Source organism: Leucobacter sp. 1207-22 (genome assembly GCF_052850455.1).
Genome location: NZ_VXCR01000002.1, coordinates 201,515 through 217,639 on the forward strand (window position 1 = coordinate 201,515; position 16,125 = coordinate 217,639).

Annotated in this window: 14 protein-coding genes and 3 tRNA genes; all 17 read left to right on the plus strand. The window is 58.4% G+C overall.

The annotated features are described in order from the left end of the window. The first annotated feature begins 30 nt into the window (after positions 1-30). The 17 genes from FW756_RS04090 (at position 31) to clpX (ending at position 15,973) form a co-directional block, all read left to right on the plus strand. A tRNA-Asn gene (locus FW756_RS04090) sits at positions 31-103 on the plus strand. A 171-nt stretch (positions 104-274) separates the two neighbouring features. Continuing rightward, positions 275-348 (plus strand) — tRNA-Gly (locus FW756_RS04095). Positions 349-595: 247 nt separating this feature from the next. Then, positions 596-1,555: an iron uptake transporter permease EfeU gene (efeU, locus tag FW756_RS04100; RefSeq protein ID WP_446428901.1), complete on the plus strand. Its 960-nt coding sequence runs from the start codon at positions 596-598 to the stop codon at positions 1,553-1,555. Positions 1,556-1,586: 31 nt separating this feature from the next. Then, on the plus strand, positions 1,587-2,813 hold the full coding sequence (gene efeO / locus FW756_RS04105; protein WP_446428902.1) for an iron uptake system protein EfeO: 1,227 nt from the start codon (positions 1,587-1,589) through the stop codon (positions 2,811-2,813). A 2-nt stretch (positions 2,814-2,815) separates the two neighbouring features. Continuing rightward, entirely contained in the window at positions 2,816-4,249 is a 1,434-nt protein-coding gene (gene efeB, locus FW756_RS04110) for an iron uptake transporter deferrochelatase/peroxidase subunit (RefSeq protein WP_446428903.1), read from the plus strand. A gap of 75 nt (positions 4,250-4,324) precedes the next feature. Beyond that, on the plus strand, positions 4,325-4,930 hold the full coding sequence (locus FW756_RS04115; RefSeq protein ID WP_446428904.1) for a TetR/AcrR family transcriptional regulator: 606 nt from the start codon (positions 4,325-4,327) through the stop codon (positions 4,928-4,930). Next, the gene (locus FW756_RS04120; RefSeq protein ID WP_446428905.1) at positions 4,930-6,321 is read left to right on the plus strand and encodes a cytosine permease; all 1,392 of its coding nucleotides are present in this window, start codon (positions 4,930-4,932) and stop codon (positions 6,319-6,321) included. The genes FW756_RS04115 and FW756_RS04120 overlap by 1 nt, the downstream gene beginning before the upstream one ends. Next, entirely contained in the window at positions 6,318-7,439 is a 1,122-nt protein-coding gene (locus FW756_RS04125) for a DUF917 domain-containing protein (protein WP_446428906.1), read from the plus strand. The genes FW756_RS04120 and FW756_RS04125 overlap by 4 nt, the downstream gene beginning before the upstream one ends. Continuing rightward, the gene (locus FW756_RS04130; RefSeq protein ID WP_446428907.1) at positions 7,436-8,995 is read left to right on the plus strand and encodes a hydantoinase/oxoprolinase N-terminal domain-containing protein; all 1,560 of its coding nucleotides are present in this window, start codon (positions 7,436-7,438) and stop codon (positions 8,993-8,995) included. The genes FW756_RS04125 and FW756_RS04130 overlap by 4 nt, the downstream gene beginning before the upstream one ends. 189 nt (positions 8,996-9,184) lie before the next feature. Continuing rightward, a complete protein-coding gene (locus tag FW756_RS04135) occupies positions 9,185-9,631 on the plus strand; it encodes a MarR family winged helix-turn-helix transcriptional regulator (RefSeq protein WP_446428908.1) in 447 nt (148 codons plus the stop codon). A gap of 60 nt (positions 9,632-9,691) precedes the next feature. Next, complete coding sequence (locus tag FW756_RS04140; protein WP_446429208.1) at positions 9,692-10,939, plus strand: MFS transporter; 1,248 nt, start codon at positions 9,692-9,694, stop codon at positions 10,937-10,939. Positions 10,940-11,100: 161 nt separating this feature from the next. Beyond that, a complete protein-coding gene (locus FW756_RS04145; RefSeq protein ID WP_446428909.1) occupies positions 11,101-11,547 on the plus strand; it encodes an SRPBCC family protein in 447 nt (148 codons plus the stop codon). Positions 11,548-11,673: 126 nt separating this feature from the next. After that, positions 11,674-11,751: transfer RNA gene (locus FW756_RS04150), tRNA-Pro, on the plus strand. Between the two features lie 49 nt (positions 11,752-11,800). Further along, the gene (gene tig / locus FW756_RS04155; protein ID WP_446428910.1) at positions 11,801-13,141 is read left to right on the plus strand and encodes a trigger factor; all 1,341 of its coding nucleotides are present in this window, start codon (positions 11,801-11,803) and stop codon (positions 13,139-13,141) included. Between the two features lie 143 nt (positions 13,142-13,284). Further along, entirely contained in the window at positions 13,285-13,881 is a 597-nt protein-coding gene (locus tag FW756_RS04160; RefSeq protein WP_446428911.1) for an ATP-dependent Clp protease proteolytic subunit, read from the plus strand. A 32-nt stretch (positions 13,882-13,913) separates the two neighbouring features. Further along, the gene (locus tag FW756_RS04165; protein WP_446428912.1) at positions 13,914-14,582 is read left to right on the plus strand and encodes an ATP-dependent Clp protease proteolytic subunit; all 669 of its coding nucleotides are present in this window, start codon (positions 13,914-13,916) and stop codon (positions 14,580-14,582) included. Positions 14,583-14,701: 119 nt separating this feature from the next. Beyond that, on the plus strand, positions 14,702-15,973 hold the full coding sequence (clpX, locus tag FW756_RS04170; protein ID WP_446428913.1) for an ATP-dependent Clp protease ATP-binding subunit ClpX: 1,272 nt from the start codon (positions 14,702-14,704) through the stop codon (positions 15,971-15,973). The last annotated feature ends 152 nt before the right edge of the window (positions 15,974-16,125 follow it).

Genomic DNA, 16,125 nt, shown 5'->3' on the forward strand with positions numbered 1-16,125 from the left:
CTACTATCGTAAACGTTGCTTCGGCAATGATCCCCTGTAGCTCAGTTGGCAGAGCGCTTGACTGTTAATCAGGATGTCGCTGGTTCGAGCCCAGCCGGGGGAGCGATCAAAACCCTTGTTCTTCGGAACAAGGGTTTTTCGTTTGTGCTGACACCAGCCTGGGAGTGCGGTCGGGTGGAGTCCGACACGCGGACGGTTGGCGAAGATGTGCGCGACCACCGGTTTGCACTATGCTGATCGAGGTGCTTCTGCACAACATAACTCACTGAGTTATGGGGATGTAGCTTAATGGTAAAGCTCCAGTCTTCCAAACTGGCTACGCGGGTTCGATTCCCGTCATCCCCTCCACTGAACCCCCTGTGATTCACAGGGGGTTCTTGTGTTTCTGCATGCTTTTGGCTCGAGATTTCCATCTCGCCCGCGTGGTCCCGATTGCTGTGTATTTGCTTCTCGCAAAGGGTTTGAGCAGCGCGGTTCCGAGAGTGCTGCGAGGAGAATTTCAAATTCCTTTCCAAACATCTGATGAATCTGCTACAGTCGCTCCGTAAGGTTCTCCTTGCATTGATCTGATGTTTGAAAAATGAAAGGCCGGAGCATGCTCGCGACGCTACTTATTGGAATGCGCGAGGGGCTCGAAGCCGCACTGGTAGTAAGCGTTCTGCTCGCCTACGTGAATAAAATCGGACGCCGAGATGCAGCTCGGAAGATCTGGTTTGGCGTTGGCGCAGCAATCTTGCTTTCGCTTGTCGTTGGCGCTGTGTTGACCTACGGAGCTTATGGACTCTCGTTTGTCGCGCAGGAGGCCATTGGCGGCATCTTGTCGCTGGTAGCCGTTGCAATGGTCACCTGGATGGTGTTCTGGATGTTGCGCATGTCGCGAGGCTTGAGTGGTCAGCTTCGCACACAGCTTGACGCAGCACTTCTGGGTGGCGGTTGGGGAGTAGCGGCGGTCGCGTTCATCTCAGTTGCTCGTGAGGGTATCGAGACGGCACTTTTCATTTGGGCAACCACGCGAGCGAGTGACACAACACCATTGGCTGGCTTCCTTACTGCGATCTCCGGCATCGTCATAGCGGCGGTACTCGGTTGGGCGCTCTACAGAGGGCTGATCGTGGTCAACTTGACGGTGTTCTTCCGCTGGAGTGGTGCGTTGCTCATTATCTTCGCTGCGGGCGTGCTTGCATACGGGCTGCACGATCTGCAGGAAGCCGGGCTTTTGCCCGGGCCGTTCATGCCGGCACCTCAGGATGCCGGACCCGTGATGGCGGCTTGGTTTGGTGAGGCTGCCTGGGCCTTCCAAATCTCACACGTCATCGCGCCAGACGGGTTCTTCGGTGTTCTCTTGAAGGGAACGATTGGCTTCTCGCCTGAGATGACCAAACTTGAGGTGCTGGCATGGGCCACATATCTGATCATCGTCCTTCCGTTGTTCTTGATCCGCTCGTACCGGCCGCGAGCACCTCGCGCGACTCAGCCGGATGGTCTGCCGACGGAGCGGGATCCTGCCACCGTGGCCGCGTCCGCTACCTCGGCGGCAAACCCAACCCACGCTTGATAACTCTTCACCCGTCCCGAAAGGACCGTCCGTGATTCCCTTGAAGACCCCTGTTGCTCGACGCGCGTTCGGTGTTGTCGGCGCATGCAGCATCGCGACACTCGCACTGACAGGCTGTGTGCCGAATGCTGGTGCTGATGCGACCAGCATCACAGTTACCGCAACTGATGACGGCTGTGAGGTCGCATCACCGAGCTCGCCGAGTGGCGTCGTGACGTTCCAAGTCACCAATTCGGGCACGAAGGTGAATGAGTTCTACGTCCTTGGGAGCAACAAGCTCACGATTGTCGGCGAAGTTGAGAACATCGCCCCGGGCGCAACCCGCGACTTGACGGTACAGGTTGGGCCGGGCGAGTACTTCACGAGCTGCAAGCCGGGCATGATTGGCGCTGGAGTTGGACAGGCCGCATTCTCAGTCACCGGTGATGCGGTGAGCGCTTCACCAGAAGAAGAAGCCGTAATTGCACAGTACGTCGCCTACGTAAAAACTCAGACGGAGGAGCTCGTTCCTCAGGTGCAAGCATTTGTCGACGCTTACAAGGCTGGCAACGACGATGAAGCCCGTGTGCTGTTCCCAATCGCCCGTATCAACTACGAGCGGATCGAACCCACGGCTGAGCAGTTCGGTGATCTTGACCCCAAGATCGACTACCGAAAGCCCGGCGCGATTGAGGAAGGCCTCGATTTCACCGGTTTCCACCGCATCGAACAAGATCTTTGGCTTGACCGTGCAATTGAGAATTACTCGCAGCCCGAGACAAATCATTACCCTAAGGACGACCTCGTCGCGCTTACCTCAGAGCAGCGGGCTGAAATTGGCGATCAACTCGTGGCGGACGTCACCGAGCTCAAAGAGAAGGTTGCAAGCCCCGACTTCTCACTCACGCTTGCCGATATCACCGAGGGTGCCAAGGGTTTGCTTGACGAGGTTGCTGCGCCCGATGGCAAGCTCCCTGGTGAGGAGAATGAGTTTGCGCATACAGATCTTTACGACTTCGTCGCAAATGTTGAGGGTGCTCAGGTTGCATTCGACACTGTCCGTCCGCTCCTTGAGGCAAACGGCGGTACGGCGCTCGCAGAGGATCTTGATACTCGATTTGCTGACATGTTTGAACTACTTGGCACGTATGGTTCGTATGAGGCTGGTTTTGTCTCGTACGACACCGTAGATGACACCAAAAGAAATGAACTCGCAGCAAAGCTCACCGCTCTGAGCGACCCGATGTCCCGTCTCACCGCAGGCGTCGTCCAGAGCTGACCATGTTTTCCGACGACGACACCACGTCACATATTCCAAACGACCCCGCTGATTTGTCAGTCCATTCAGTGCCGCAGGGTCAAGAACAACGCAAGACAGCAGCCGAAGGCACTGCCGATGATGAGCGACGCGATCGGACCTCCTCCCTGATCCGGCCCTCACGTCGTGGTCTCTTTGGACTCCTCGGCGCAGGTGCCGCGGGCCTTGCGTTGGGTGGCGTCGCCGGAAAATTCATTCACCCCGGGGGCGAATCATCTCCCGCCCCCATGCGGGCCACTGTAGATTTCAGTGGCCCGCACCAGGCCGGAATCATTACGCCAGCTCAGGATCGGTTGCACTTCGCTGCATTTACGATGAATTCTGGCACCACGCGGGACGATCTTGTCTCGCTGTTGCGTGACTGGAGTGCTGCGGCGAGCGCGCTCTCTCGCGGTGAAGAAGTCGGTGGGGGAATGGAGCCATCGAATGGACTCCTGCCGCCGGATGACACCGGTGAAGCTACTGGGCTCGGGCCGGGGAATCTGACGTTGACGTTTGGGCTTGGGCGCTCGTTGTTTGTGGGCCCTGGCGCCGATGTTGATGGCGCAGATCCTTACGGTATTCGTGACAGTTTGCCGAAGCAGTTTGTTCCCCTGCCAAAGTTCGCGTTTGACCTTTTGGACGCTACACAGAGCGGGGGAGACCTGTGCGTGCAAGCCTGCAGTGATGACCCCCAGGTTGCCGTGCACGCGATTCGAAACCTTGCACGTATCGCGACAGGGCGGGCACATCTCGCCTGGAGTCAGCTGGGCTTTGGGCGAACAGCGTCGACCTCTCTTGCGCAGGACACCCCGCGCAACTTGTTCGGATTCAAGGACGGTACGGCGAATGTGATGTCCGAAGAGACGAGCGAGCTCGCTGAGCATGTGTGGGTGGGCAATGAGGCTCCGGAATGGCTGCAGGGCGGGTCGTATCTGGTGGCGCGCAAGATTCAGATGACCATCGAGACTTGGGATCGTGCGAATCTCACCGAGCAAGAACGTATTTTTGGACGGACGAAACGCGAGGGTGCGCCACTGACGGGCTCAGAAGAGTTCGATTCCCCGGATTTTGACGCGATTGATCGTGCATCTGGAACGCCACACATTGATATGGATGCGCATGTGCGACTTGCTCATCCCGTACACAATGGCGGCGTGCGCCTCCTTCGTCGCGGCTACAACTATGTTGATGGCTCGAACTCGCTCGGCCAGATGAATGCTGGGTTGTTCTTTATCGCGTTTCAACGGGATCCCGCAGCGTTTGTGCGTGTACAGAATTCACTGAAGACAGATCTGCTGAATGAGTACATTCGCCATATTGGGTCTGGCCTGTGGGCAGTACCGCGTGGTGTTGGTGCCAGTGGGGGCAGCGCGGGCAAGGGTGATGAGTTCCTCGCTCAGGCACTATTTGAGTAACAGTTCCTTCGTCGTGTTGCACCGAGACCGTCACCACTCGTAAACTCCCTAACGACCATTAGTTAGGGAGTTATGGTGACAGAGACTCGTTCACAGATTCTGCGGGCCGCATTACTTCGCTTCTCGCAGTCGGACTACACGGCGACGTCGCTGAAGGACATTGCGTCTGATGTAGGAATTAAGGCGCCATCGATCTATGCGCACTTCACGAGCAAAGAACAGCTCTACGGCGAAGTGTATGTCAAGTCTATCGAGGACCACCGAGACTATTTCACGGCTCGTATCGCGCACGCAACGGAGCGTGCCCCCATCGAGCGACTCCACTTGTTGTTCACTGGCGTGCGGGACTTCTACCGCCTGCGCCCTGAACTCCTTGAGTTTCACCTGAGCACCGCACTCGGACACAATCGAGCACAGGAGCCAGGCACGGCCGACACCTTCCAAGGTTGGGATGAGGATTTGTCGGCAGCCGTCCAAGAGGCATATCTCGCGGGCGTTTCACGGGGGCAGTTCACGAGCCTGCCACCCGAGGCCTTCACATCCCACTTCATTTGTCTCCTGGACGGACTATTCCTCCAGATGGGGCACTATCCACCTGCGCTGTATGACGCGCACCTCACTCAGACATGGGATGTCCTCGTGCAGTTCCTCACGGCACACACATCCCAGGAGAGCTCGTAATGTCTCACATCACTGAATCGTCACCCGCGAATACTCCCGCGGAACCGCCAACAGAAGGCGTTCGCTCAGACTATGAGCTTGGCACCGTCCCGGCTTCCGAGCGAAAGGGCTGGCTCCCGATTGCCGGCATCTGGATTGCAATTGGCATTGATCTGTCGGGAACAATCATGGGCGTCTCGCTTGGTAGCGGCCTGCCCTTCGGCGATGCCCTCGCTGCAACAATCATTGGCTCAATCCTCCTCGGCCTGCTCGCGATGGCCTGCACGTATGTCGGCGCCGCTACCGGGCTGACAAGCGCGATGTTGTCGCGCGCCGTGTTTGGCCGCGTTGGCGGGCTGGTGATCGCCGTTGCGATGGCGATTTCCTCACTCGGTTGGTTTGGTGTCCAAACTGGATTCTTTGCTGACAATGCGCGGATCGCATTCGATGAAATGTTCGGCCTGAGCGTGCCTGTCCAGGTCTTCACCGTCATCGGTGGCGCACTCATGATTCTCACTGCGCTCTGGGGCTACCGCTCAATTCAGCGACTGAGCTCATGGGCAGTGCCCCTGCTCATCGCGCTGCTTGCACTCGCGGTCGTCATGGCATTTATGCAGTTTGGTACGGGGAACCTGTTCAAAGATGTGGCCCCAGCCTTCACCTTCGGTGGCGCGGTCTCGCTCGTCATGGGAATCTTCGTGTTCGGCGTCATCGTGTCACCGGATATTGCGCGCTGGGCAAAGACCCCGAAGCAGGCGATGGCGGCAGGCTTTGTCGGCTTCTTTGTGGGCAACTCGCTCATCGTCATCGTGTCGCTCGTATTGTCGCGCGTCATGGGAACTGAAGACTTCATGCGAATGTTCTTCATGCTCGGCCTCGGCGGTGTCGCAATCGTCGTGCTCACGCTCGCCCAGTGGACAACGAACACGAACAATCTCTACTCTGCCGCACTGAACTTGTCTGCGGTATTCCCCAAGGTCAGCCGCCGTTCGCTCACCCTGATTGGTGGCGTTGTCGCGATCGCTGCCGCCCTCGCAGGCATCTATGACGCGTTTATTCCGTTCATCTCGCTCATGGGCACCTTCATCGCGCCATACGGTGGCGTCTACCTCGCGGACTTCTTCACGAACGTGAAGGGCCGCCTGCGTACTGGCAATACCGCAGTGCCAAAGGTTGATGCATGGGCGTTTGTTGCATGGGCGATCGGTTGTGTGGCTGGTCTGCTCACCACGAACCCGAGTGATGGTTTCGGCGTTGGCGTCATGACACTTACGACGATTCCCGCGCTTGACGCAATCATTGTCGCGTTCGTCGCACACATGCTGATTGGTTGGGCACGCCGTTCATCTGGCACCCGCGCTCACACTCAGCCCGCAGGAGCTGGTGCACAGAATGAAGGAGTGGAAGCTTGAGTACCGAACACCTCACGGTCATCACCGAGGCTGATATCGACGATATTGCGATCGGCGCCGCTGTACTCGGCACCGGTGGTGGTGGAGACCCGCATGTTGGTTCCCTGCACGCAAAGCGTGCGATCCGCCTGCACGGTGAAGTGCCCGTCTTGCAGGTCGCCGATCTGGATGATGAGGGACTCGTTGTGCCGGTCGGAATGATTGGCGCACCGTCGGTCTCGATCGAGAAGATTGCTGGAGCGAACGAGCTTGGGCGAGCACTTGACATGCTTGAGCAGGGGACAGGCAAGCGCGTCGCTGCCATCATGCCGATCGAGATCGGTGGCGGGAACTCACTCATCCCAATTGCGGCAGCTGCAGAACGTGGCCTTCCCATCGTTGATGGCGATGCGATGGGCCGCGCGTTCCCTGAAGCGCAGATGGTGACGTTCCACCTCGCAGGCTATGGTCCAGGCGCAACAGTGCTCGTAGACGCACAGGGCAATGCGGTGCTTTCGTACCCGATCAATGGCGCATGGTCTGAACGCCTTGCGCGCGTCATTACGTTCGAAATGGGCGGATCCGCGACCATGATCGACTACGCATACCCCGGCGCAGTTGCTCGTGAGTGCGCGATTCCAGGCACGCTGACCATGGCACGTGACATCGGTCGCATGCTGCGAAGCTCGGAACTGCGCGACGATGAGCGTACCGATGCGATGCTCGAAAAGCTCGGTGGCTTCCGACTCTTCATAGGTAAGGTAACTGAAATCGAGCGCGCCGTTCAGGGTGGCTTCACTCGTGGCCGAGCTGAACTCGCTGGTACAGGCGCGGATCGCGGCGACACCTTTGAGCTCAGCTTCCAGAATGAGATGCTCCTGGCAACACGAAACGGCGAACTCGCCGCTGTCACCCCTGACCTTATCGCGGTCCTGGATCAAGCCACCGGTCATCCAATCACCACTGAAACACTGCGCTATGGTGCGAGAGTCACCATTGTTGCCTTCCCATGCCACCCGCAGTGGCGCACTGAGCGCGGTATCGAGACCGCTGGGCCAGGCTATTTCGGGTACGACGTTGAATTCACGCCAGTGGAAACCCTCGTGGCGTCGGCAAATGCTCAGGAGGACCGCGCATGAGCTACAGAATTGGAATTGATGTCGGAGGCACAAACACTGACGCCATCGTCCTCGATGCAGAGCGCAACGTGCTTGCTTCAGTAAAGACGCCAACACAGGCACAGTCCGGTAACGGCGTGGCGCGTGCGATTGATCTCGTGCTTGAGGCCTCCGGAGTTCCAAGCGCAGAGGTTCGCTCCGCAATGCTTGGCACCACGCACTGCACGAACGCAATCGTGGAGCGTAAGGGGCTCGGCAAGGTTGGCGTGCTCCGCCTCGGTGGACCTGCGACGAGCGCCGTACCTCCGTTCGAGGGTTGGCCTGCCGACCTGCAGGCGGCTGTCGAAGGTCCGTCGTACATCATCGCTGGCGGTAACGAGTTTGATGGTCGTGAGATCAGTGCGCTCGATGAGGCAGCGATTCGCGCTGCTGCAACCGAGATGCGTGGCAAGGTCGACGCAGTAGCAATCGTCGGTGTCTTTTCACCGGTCGCAACTGAGCACGAACACCGTGCCGCCGACATCGTTGCCGAGATCATTGATGTCCCGATCTCGAAGTCTGTCGAGATCGGCTCGATCGGGTTGCTCGAGCGAGAGAACGCCACCATTCTCAATGCGGCCTTGATCCGCACCCTCGGCGATATGGCGGCCGGATTCGAGCGGTCACTCGCAGAGCATGGCATTGAAGCGGACATCTATTTTGGCCAGAATGACGGAACGCTCATGCGTCTCGCGTTTGCGTTAAAGTACCCGGTGTTTACGATCGGCTGTGGCCCGACGAACTCGATTCGCGGCGCGGCTCACCTTTCGGGAGTTTCTGACGCGCTCGTGGTGGACATCGGTGGGACGACGACTGACATCGGCGTACTCGTTGACGGCTTCCCGCGCCAATCGGCACATGCCGCTGAAATTGGTGGCATTCGTACGAACTTCCGTATGCCTGATGTGCTCTCAATCGGCCTCGGTGGCGGCACGATCGTGCGCGGTCAAGGCGCGAATGGCACGGGTGCCGACGAGCCAATGAAGCTCGGACCCGACAGTGTGGGGTACCGCATCGCAAGTGAAGCGCTGGTGTTCGGCGGATCGACGGTCACGGCAACAGATATTGCCGTTGCTGCAGGCAGACTTGAGATTGCCGATGGCCAGCATCCTGAGCTGCCTGCCGGTGTTGCTTCTGCTGCTGACCAGGCGATCCGCGAAATTATTGAGGAAGCGATCGACCAGATGAAGCCGAGTGCGGCTCCGGTCCCTATCGTGCTCGTCGGTGGCGGCGCTGCAATTTCACCCACCACCCTCGCGGGGGTGTCAGATGTTATTCGCACCGAACACTCGAGTGCGGCAAATGCCGTTGGTGCGGCCCTCGGTGATGTCGCGGGGCAGGCAGAGCGCGTGTTTTCGCTGCGAGAAATGACCCGTCAGGAAGCTGTCGCACTGGTGCGTGACGATGCAATTGCACGCGCTGTCGAAGCGGGCGCGGATCCTGCAAGCGTCGAGGTGCTCTCGCTCGAAGAGCTGCCCGTCGCATACATGGAAGACACCGTGATTGTTCGGGCTCGTGCTGCAGGTCGTCTTGCATAGGGCGTGTATTGACTTGCAGCGCCGGGTGGCCTGTAGCGCCTGACGCTGAACATATATGGCCCGTCTCACACTTGCGTGTGGGGCGGGCCATTCACGTTTCCTCGCTGACCGACGGGCGCGTAGAGCTTCACAGGGAGCGATGGATACATTTGCATAGTGTGGCTATGTAAATCTGATACACTTCAATTCGTGACCAAAACTACGCACGCCGAGCAGCAGGTTCTCGACTCGCTCGCACTTGATCTCATCCTGTCCGCGGCACGCCTCACACGACTAGCTGGAAAGAAATCCGGATCAGCCTACTCGTCAAACGCGTGGCGAGTTCTGGCAGATCTCGAGCGTCATGGGGCACAGCGTGTCAGTGACCTTGCCCAGCAGCAACACGTTGCGCAGCCAACAATGACCACACTCGTGCAGCGCCTCGGGAGCGAGAATTGGGTGACGCGCGAGGCGGATCCGTCTGACGGGCGCGCGACACTGGTCGCAATCACCCCAACCGGCGCTGACGCCCTCGCCGAGTACCGCAGAAGCGCGGCGGCTGTCCTCGCCCCGCACCTTGCCGATCTCCCGGAGGGGGATCAGGCGACGCTCCTGCGGGCAGCAGAGATCATGCACCGGATCGTAGAGATCGCGTGACGCAGCGCACGCTCGAACAAAGGAACAGCAACGAATACTGCAACTCCACACAAGACATCAATCTGGCGCCAGCCGACAGCCGTCTGGGCCATTGCGTTCGCCTGTGCGATTTCATTCATGGGGATTGGGCTCGTAGACCCAATCCTTCCCGCTATTAGTCAAGAACTCGGGGCATCCCCGAGTCAGACAATGCTGCTCTTTACGAGCTATCTTTTTGTGACCGGCATTGCGATGCTCTTCACGAGCTGGGTATCTGGCCGCATTGGTGTGCGATGGGCGCTCATTATTGGTCTAGTGCTCGTCGTGATCTTTGCAGCACTCGCAGGCACTGCGGGGTCTGTTGACGCAATCATTGGGTTCCGCGCGGGATGGGGCCTCGGTAACGCGCTCTTCATCTCCACTGCGCTCGCGGCAATCGTCGGCGCTGCCTCTGGTGGGTCAAGGCAGGCGATCATGCTCTACGAAGCCGCGCTTGGCGTGGGTATGGCGGTCGGGCCACTCGTTGGTGGCGCACTCGGCTCGCTTTCATGGCGTGGACCCTTCTTCGGCACAGCCACACTCATGGCCATCGCGTTGCTCGCGATTTTGGTGTTTTTGAAGTCCCCGAAGCAACCTGCCACCCAGGCTGTGGGGGAGCGGCCTGAGCCGCTTTCGAGCTTGAGAGCACTGCGGAACCCGGCATTGCGCTCGCTTGCGCTCGTTGCGGTCTTCTACAATTTCGGCTTCTTTGTGCTGCTTGCGTATAGTCCGTACCCCATGGAGGGGGCCGCAAAACTCGCTGGAGCTGACAGCTTTGGAGCACATGAACTCGGGCTCGTATTCTTTGGCTGGGGCCTCGCGCTCGCATGCACCTCAGTGATGCTCGCGCCTGCCCTCACCCGTCGTTTCCGGCACACTACTGTCCTCTTCGTGATGCTCGCTGGACTCGCAGCCTGCCTCGTGTTGCTCGGTGTCTTTACCGCCTCAATTGCGGGTCTCATAGCTGTCGTGGTGGTGAGCGGTCTACTGCTCGGGGTTATTAACACGACGCTCACTGAGGCAGTCATGGAGGCAACTGATCTTCCACGTAACGTCGCGTCGTCGACATACTCTGGCGTTCGGTTTATTGGTGGCGCAATCGCACCCGCGGTCGCCGGCCCAATTGCGGTGAACTTCGGAGCCGCGGCACCATACTGGCTCGGTGCAGCTGCTGTCTTGGGAGCGATCCTCGTGTTGTTCTTTGCTCGGAAGCGACTCGGGCAAATCGGAACCTCGCATGAGAACGCAGTCACCCAAGCCGCGGTTATCGGAGTTGGTGACGCGGCATAGGAGACGTTGCGCTAACAAAGAGCAAGGCCGGCAAACCTGACACCCCTGTGGATTCCCACACAGGGGTGTCCTTTGCTGTGAGGGATTGTTAGCCTTGCAACACGCGACTACGCTTCCTCGTCGTATTTTCCGGCGAAGGTGCTGAGAACGAAGGAGTCAACATGTCAGGGACAACCGCATCAGGGATCGAGATTCAACGCGAGTTTCAGGCAGCCCCAACCTCCGTTTTCACTGCTTGGACGACGTCTTCATCGTTTGCGCATTGGTTTGGCGGCTCAGGCGTCAGTGTGCCGCAGGAGCATCTCGACTACGTCGCAGAGGTAGGTCGAGACTGGCGCGCTCAGATGGAGCTGCCAGATGGGAGCCGGATCGACTGGGCAGGGGAGTTCGTCGAGGTCACCCCCGGTGCGCGACTTGTGCTCACGATTACCGATCAACCAGACTCACCCGCCCGCGCGGTGATCACCGTTGATCTGTTGAGTTCTGAGGCAGGCACGCTCATGAAATTCACGCAGGAGACGCCTGGATTTGATGCGGAGCAACGTGAAAACGTACTGCACGGCTGGGAGTCGTTCTTTGACGCGATGGAGACTCTGCTGCCCCGGTGACGAGATGTGACACGCCCGTGAGCCACGCCGAAGTGCTCTCGGTTTGCTTTCATGGGGTGGGTATCCGCTAGACTTTCTCAGGTTGCCCCCCATATGGCGAGCAACAACCGAGAACCCACAGGGTTTCGGGGTATAGCTCAGCTTGGCTAGAGCGCCCGCTTTGGGAGCGGGAGGTCGCAGGTTCGAATCCTGTTACCCCGACCAGGGCCGTCCGGTCCGATTCGTATCACTAAGACAACGATGAGAGGCCAAATTGCCGAAGACGATTGCTGAGAAGCTCACACCGACCCGCGTTAAGTTTAACGTGACCGTTACGGCTGATGAACTCGCACCGTACCTCAAGACTGCTTACAAGACGGTCGCGGAGCAGGTTAACATTCCCGGCTTCCGTAAGGGCAAGGCTCCTGCGCAGATCATCGACCAGCGCGTTGGCCGCGATGCAGTTGTTCAGGAAGCAGTGAATGCTTCGCTCGACGACTTCTTCCGTGCAGCACTCGAAGAGTCGGGTGAGCAGCCCATGGGTCGTCCCACCGCTGACGTTGTGACCTGGCCTGAGGCAAAGGATGCTGAACTCGTTCTCACGTTTGAGGTCGAGGTTCGCCCCGAGTTCAAGCTTCCTAAGTACGCAGGCATGAAGATTACTGTTGATAACGCAGAGATCGACGATGCAGCTGTTGATGCGGAGCTCGATAAGCTCCGTGAGCGCTTCGGTACTCTCGTTACCGTTGAGCGCCCAGCAAAGACCGGTGACTTCGTTGAGCTTGATCTTCTCGCAAAGATCGATGGCGTTGAGGTTGACCAGGCAAGCGGCGTCTCTTACGAGGTTGGCGCAGGTAACCTGCTGAACGGCACCGATGAGGCTATTGAGACCCTCACCGCTGGCGAGTCGACCACCTTCACGTCGCAGCTTCTCGGCGGCGAGCACGAGGGCAAGGATGCAGAGGTAGAGCTCACCCTGACTGCAGTCAAGGAGCGCGAGCTTCCCGAGGCAAACGATGATTTCGCTCAGCTCGCAAGCGAGTTCGACACCATCGCTGAGCTTCGTGAGAGCCTCAAGGAGCAGGTTGGCCGCGCAGCTGTGTTCGCACAGGGCCAGCAGGCGCGCGATATCTTCACTTCGACACTCATTGAGAAGGCGGGAATCCCCATCTCAGAGGAGCTCGTTGAGGAAGAGGTGCACAACCACCTCGAAGGCGAAGGTCGCCTCGAAGATGACGAGCACCGTGCAGAGGTTCGCAAGCAGGCTGAGGATCAGATCCAGCTGCAGCTCCTCCTCGACGCACTCGTTGACGCTGAAGAGGTAACGCCGACTCAGAACGAGCTTCAGCAGTACATCTTCCAGTCGGCTCAGCAGTACGGCATGGAGCCAGGTCAGTTCCTCCAGGCGATCAGCCAGGGCAACCAGATGGGCGTCATCATTGGTGAAGTGACCCGCAACAAGGCGCTTGCAATCGCACTGGCGAAGGCAAAGGTGACCGATAAGGCTGGCAACGCTGTTGACCTCACCGAGTTCACCGCCGTTGACAACGAGCCTGCTGAGGACGCAGCTGAAGAAGCAGCTGCAACCGAAGAGGCAGCAGCCGACGAGAAGTAAGCTTCTCTCCGCGCGTCGCTACGTGTGAAAGGATCCCCTGTCAGTTCGCTGGCAGGGGATTCTTGCGTTCTACCTCACGCCCACGGCGAACAGAGCCGCTAGATTTCCCCTGAGTCGATAACCTCGAATCAGATACCCGACGAATGGAGCCCCGAATGGCTGATCAGATGGCACCGAACAGTGTGTTCGACCGACTGCTCAAGGATCGCATTATCTGGCTTGGGTCAGAGGTGCGAGACGACATGGCGAATGAGATCTGCGCCAAGATCTTGCTGCTCGCAGCTGAAGATCCTGAGGCAGATATCTACCTCTACATCAACTCGCCGGGTGGTTCGATCACCGCAGGCATGGCAATTTACGACACGATGAGTTTCGTGCCGAACGACATCGTGACCGTCGGCATTGGCATGGCAGCTTCTATGGGCCAGTTCCTGCTTACCGCGGGCACCAAGGGCAAGCGCTACATCACGCCCAACGCACGCGTCCTGCTCCACCAGCCTCACGGTGGTTTTGGTGGTACCGCAAGTGATATCCAGACGCAGGCGCAGCTGATTACCTCGATGAAGAATCGTCTTGCCGAGATCACCGCGGCGCAGACCGGTAAGACCGTTGAGCAGATCAATGCTGATGGCGACCGCGACCGCTGGTTCTCAGCCGATGAGGCACTCGAGTATGGCTTCGTTGACTTTATCCGCGATTCCGCGGCAGAGGTCACCGGCGGCGGCGGCACCAGCAAGTAATTCCGGACGCAACAGACATGGAGTACGACAAGATGAACACTTCAATCCCGCAGGCTGGCGGCGCCGGACTCATGATGCCCGACTCGCGATATGTTCTGCCCTCGTTCGAGGAGCGCACCGCATACGGCTTCAAGCGTCAGGATCCCTACGCGAAGCTTTTTGAAGACCGCATCATTTTCCTGGGTGTCCAGGTAGATGACGCATCGGCTGATGACGTCATGGCGCAGCTGCTCGTTCTGGAAAGCCAGGATCCCGAGCGTGACATCACCATGTACATTAACTCGCCTGGTGGCTCGTTCACGGCGATGACCGCAATCTACGACACGATGCAGTACATTCGCCCTCACATTCAGACGGTGTGCTTGGGTCAGGCTGCTTCAGCAGCTGCCGTGTTGCTCGCGGGTGGCACTCCCGGCAAGCGACTCGCACTGCCGAACGCCCGGGTACTGATCCACCAGCCGGCTACCGGTCAGGGCGGTCACGGCCAGGCATCTGACATCGAGATTCAGGCTCGCGAAATTATGCGGATGCGTGAGTGGACTGAAGAGACGCTCGCGAAGCACTCCAACCGTTCCATTGAACAGGTTCACCAGGACATCGACCGCGACAAGATCCTCAGCGCTGCTGAAGCTCTTGAATACGGTCTGGTAGATCAGGTGCTCACCAGCCGCAAGAACCCAATTCAGGCAATCTCCGCCTAGTCGATTCATTGGTGGGGTCGTATCCAGGGAGCGACACGACCCCACCAGAATCTTCAAATGTCGGTGGGTGCGACTAGGCTCGGGGGTAATCTCACGATGATCACTAAGGGGGCTCAGGCATGGCACGTATGACTGAGAGTAGTGAAGTGCTCAAATGCTCCTTCTGCGGAAAGTCGCAGAAGCAGGTTTCGCAGTTGATCGCAGGACCACAGATTTACATCTGTGATGAGTGCGTTGCACTGTGTAACGAGATCATCGAAGAGCGCCTTTCTGAGCAACAATCACCCGAACCAAGCGATGTCGCGCTGCACAAGCCGCGTGAAATTGCTGAGTTTCTTGACGAATACGTCATCGGCCAAGATCGCGCAAAACAGGCTCTCGCAGTTGCTGTGTACAACCACTACAAGCGGGTGAAAGCTGCAGGCACGCTTGCAAGTACCGACCTTGCTGGCGACCAGGTTGAAATCGCAAAGTCGAACATCCTTATGCTTGGCCCCACGGGCTGCGGTAAGACCTACCTGGCACAGTCTCTCGCGCGTCAGCTCGGTGTACCTTTTGCGGTTGCTGACGCAACAGCACTCACAGAAGCTGGCTACGTCGGTGAAGACGTTGAGAACATTCTTCTGAAGCTGCTGCAGGCCGCTGACTTCGACGTGCAGCGCGCGGAGCACGGCATCATCTACATTGATGAAATTGACAAGATCACCCGTAAGGCTGAGAATCCTTCGATCACCCGCGATGTCTCGGGCGAGGGTGTTCAGCAGGCACTTCTCAAGATTCTTGAAGGCACTGTGGCGTCAATTCCGCCGCAGGGTGGCCGCAAGCATCCAAATCAAGAGATGCTGCAACTCGACACTACCAACGTGCTCTTTATCGTCGCCGGTGCCTTTGCCGGGCTTGAAGAAATCATCGCTTCACGCCTGGGCAAGGGTGGCATTGGCTTCGGTGCCCCGGTCGCCGCGAAGCAGAACGAGCAAGAACTCTTTTCGTCAGTCCTCCCAGAGGATCTCCATAAGTTCGGTTTGATCCCCGAGTTTATTGGTCGCCTCCCGGTTGTTGCGACAGTCGATCCGCTCGACGTCGATGCGCTCACACGGATTCTCGTTGAGCCAAAGAACGCTCTCGTCAAGCAGTATCAGCGCATCTTTGAGATGGACGGAGTGAAGCTCGAATTCGAGCCAGATGCTCTTACCGCAATTGCCGAACTCGCGGTGTCTCGCCAGACAGGCGCACGCGGCCTTCGCGCGATTCTTGAGTCTGTGCTCGGCCCAGTCATGTTCGACGTTCCGTCAGAGGAAGACATCGCACGCGTCATCGTGACTCGTGCGACCATTGAAGACGAAGCGGCTCCGACCTACGTCTACGAGTCCAACGCAAGGGAAAGCGCGTAGCTCTCTGCGCGAATTCGCTCATCTGGTGTGTGCCGCCGAAGCGCCCATGTCATAGATAGCAAACCGCCCCTGTATTCCTATCTTGCTCCGTGTGTACGGGGCGGAGTTAGAGTACAGGGGCGGTTTGCTGCGTCTATCGCGAGCTCTACGAC

What these genes read in the sequence shown, in the direction of transcription:
- efeU (WP_446428901.1), top strand. Translation starts at nt 596, where the DNA reads ATGCTCGCGACGCTACTTATTGGAATGCGCGAGGGGCTCGAAGCCGCA.
- efeB (WP_446428903.1), top strand. Translation starts at nt 2,816, where the DNA reads ATGTTTTCCGACGACGACACCACGTCACATATTCCAAACGACCCCGCT.
- FW756_RS04120 (WP_446428905.1), top strand. Translation starts at nt 4,930, where the DNA reads ATGTCTCACATCACTGAATCGTCACCCGCGAATACTCCCGCGGAACCG.
- FW756_RS04130 (WP_446428907.1), top strand. Translation starts at nt 7,436, where the DNA reads ATGAGCTACAGAATTGGAATTGATGTCGGAGGCACAAACACTGACGCC.
- FW756_RS04145 (WP_446428909.1), top strand. Translation starts at nt 11,101, where the DNA reads ATGTCAGGGACAACCGCATCAGGGATCGAGATTCAACGCGAGTTTCAG.
- FW756_RS04160 (WP_446428911.1), top strand. Translation starts at nt 13,285, where the DNA reads ATGGAGCCCCGAATGGCTGATCAGATGGCACCGAACAGTGTGTTCGAC.
- FW756_RS04165 (WP_446428912.1), top strand. Translation starts at nt 13,914, where the DNA reads ATGAACACTTCAATCCCGCAGGCTGGCGGCGCCGGACTCATGATGCCC.
- clpX (WP_446428913.1), top strand. Translation starts at nt 14,702, where the DNA reads ATGGCACGTATGACTGAGAGTAGTGAAGTGCTCAAATGCTCCTTCTGC.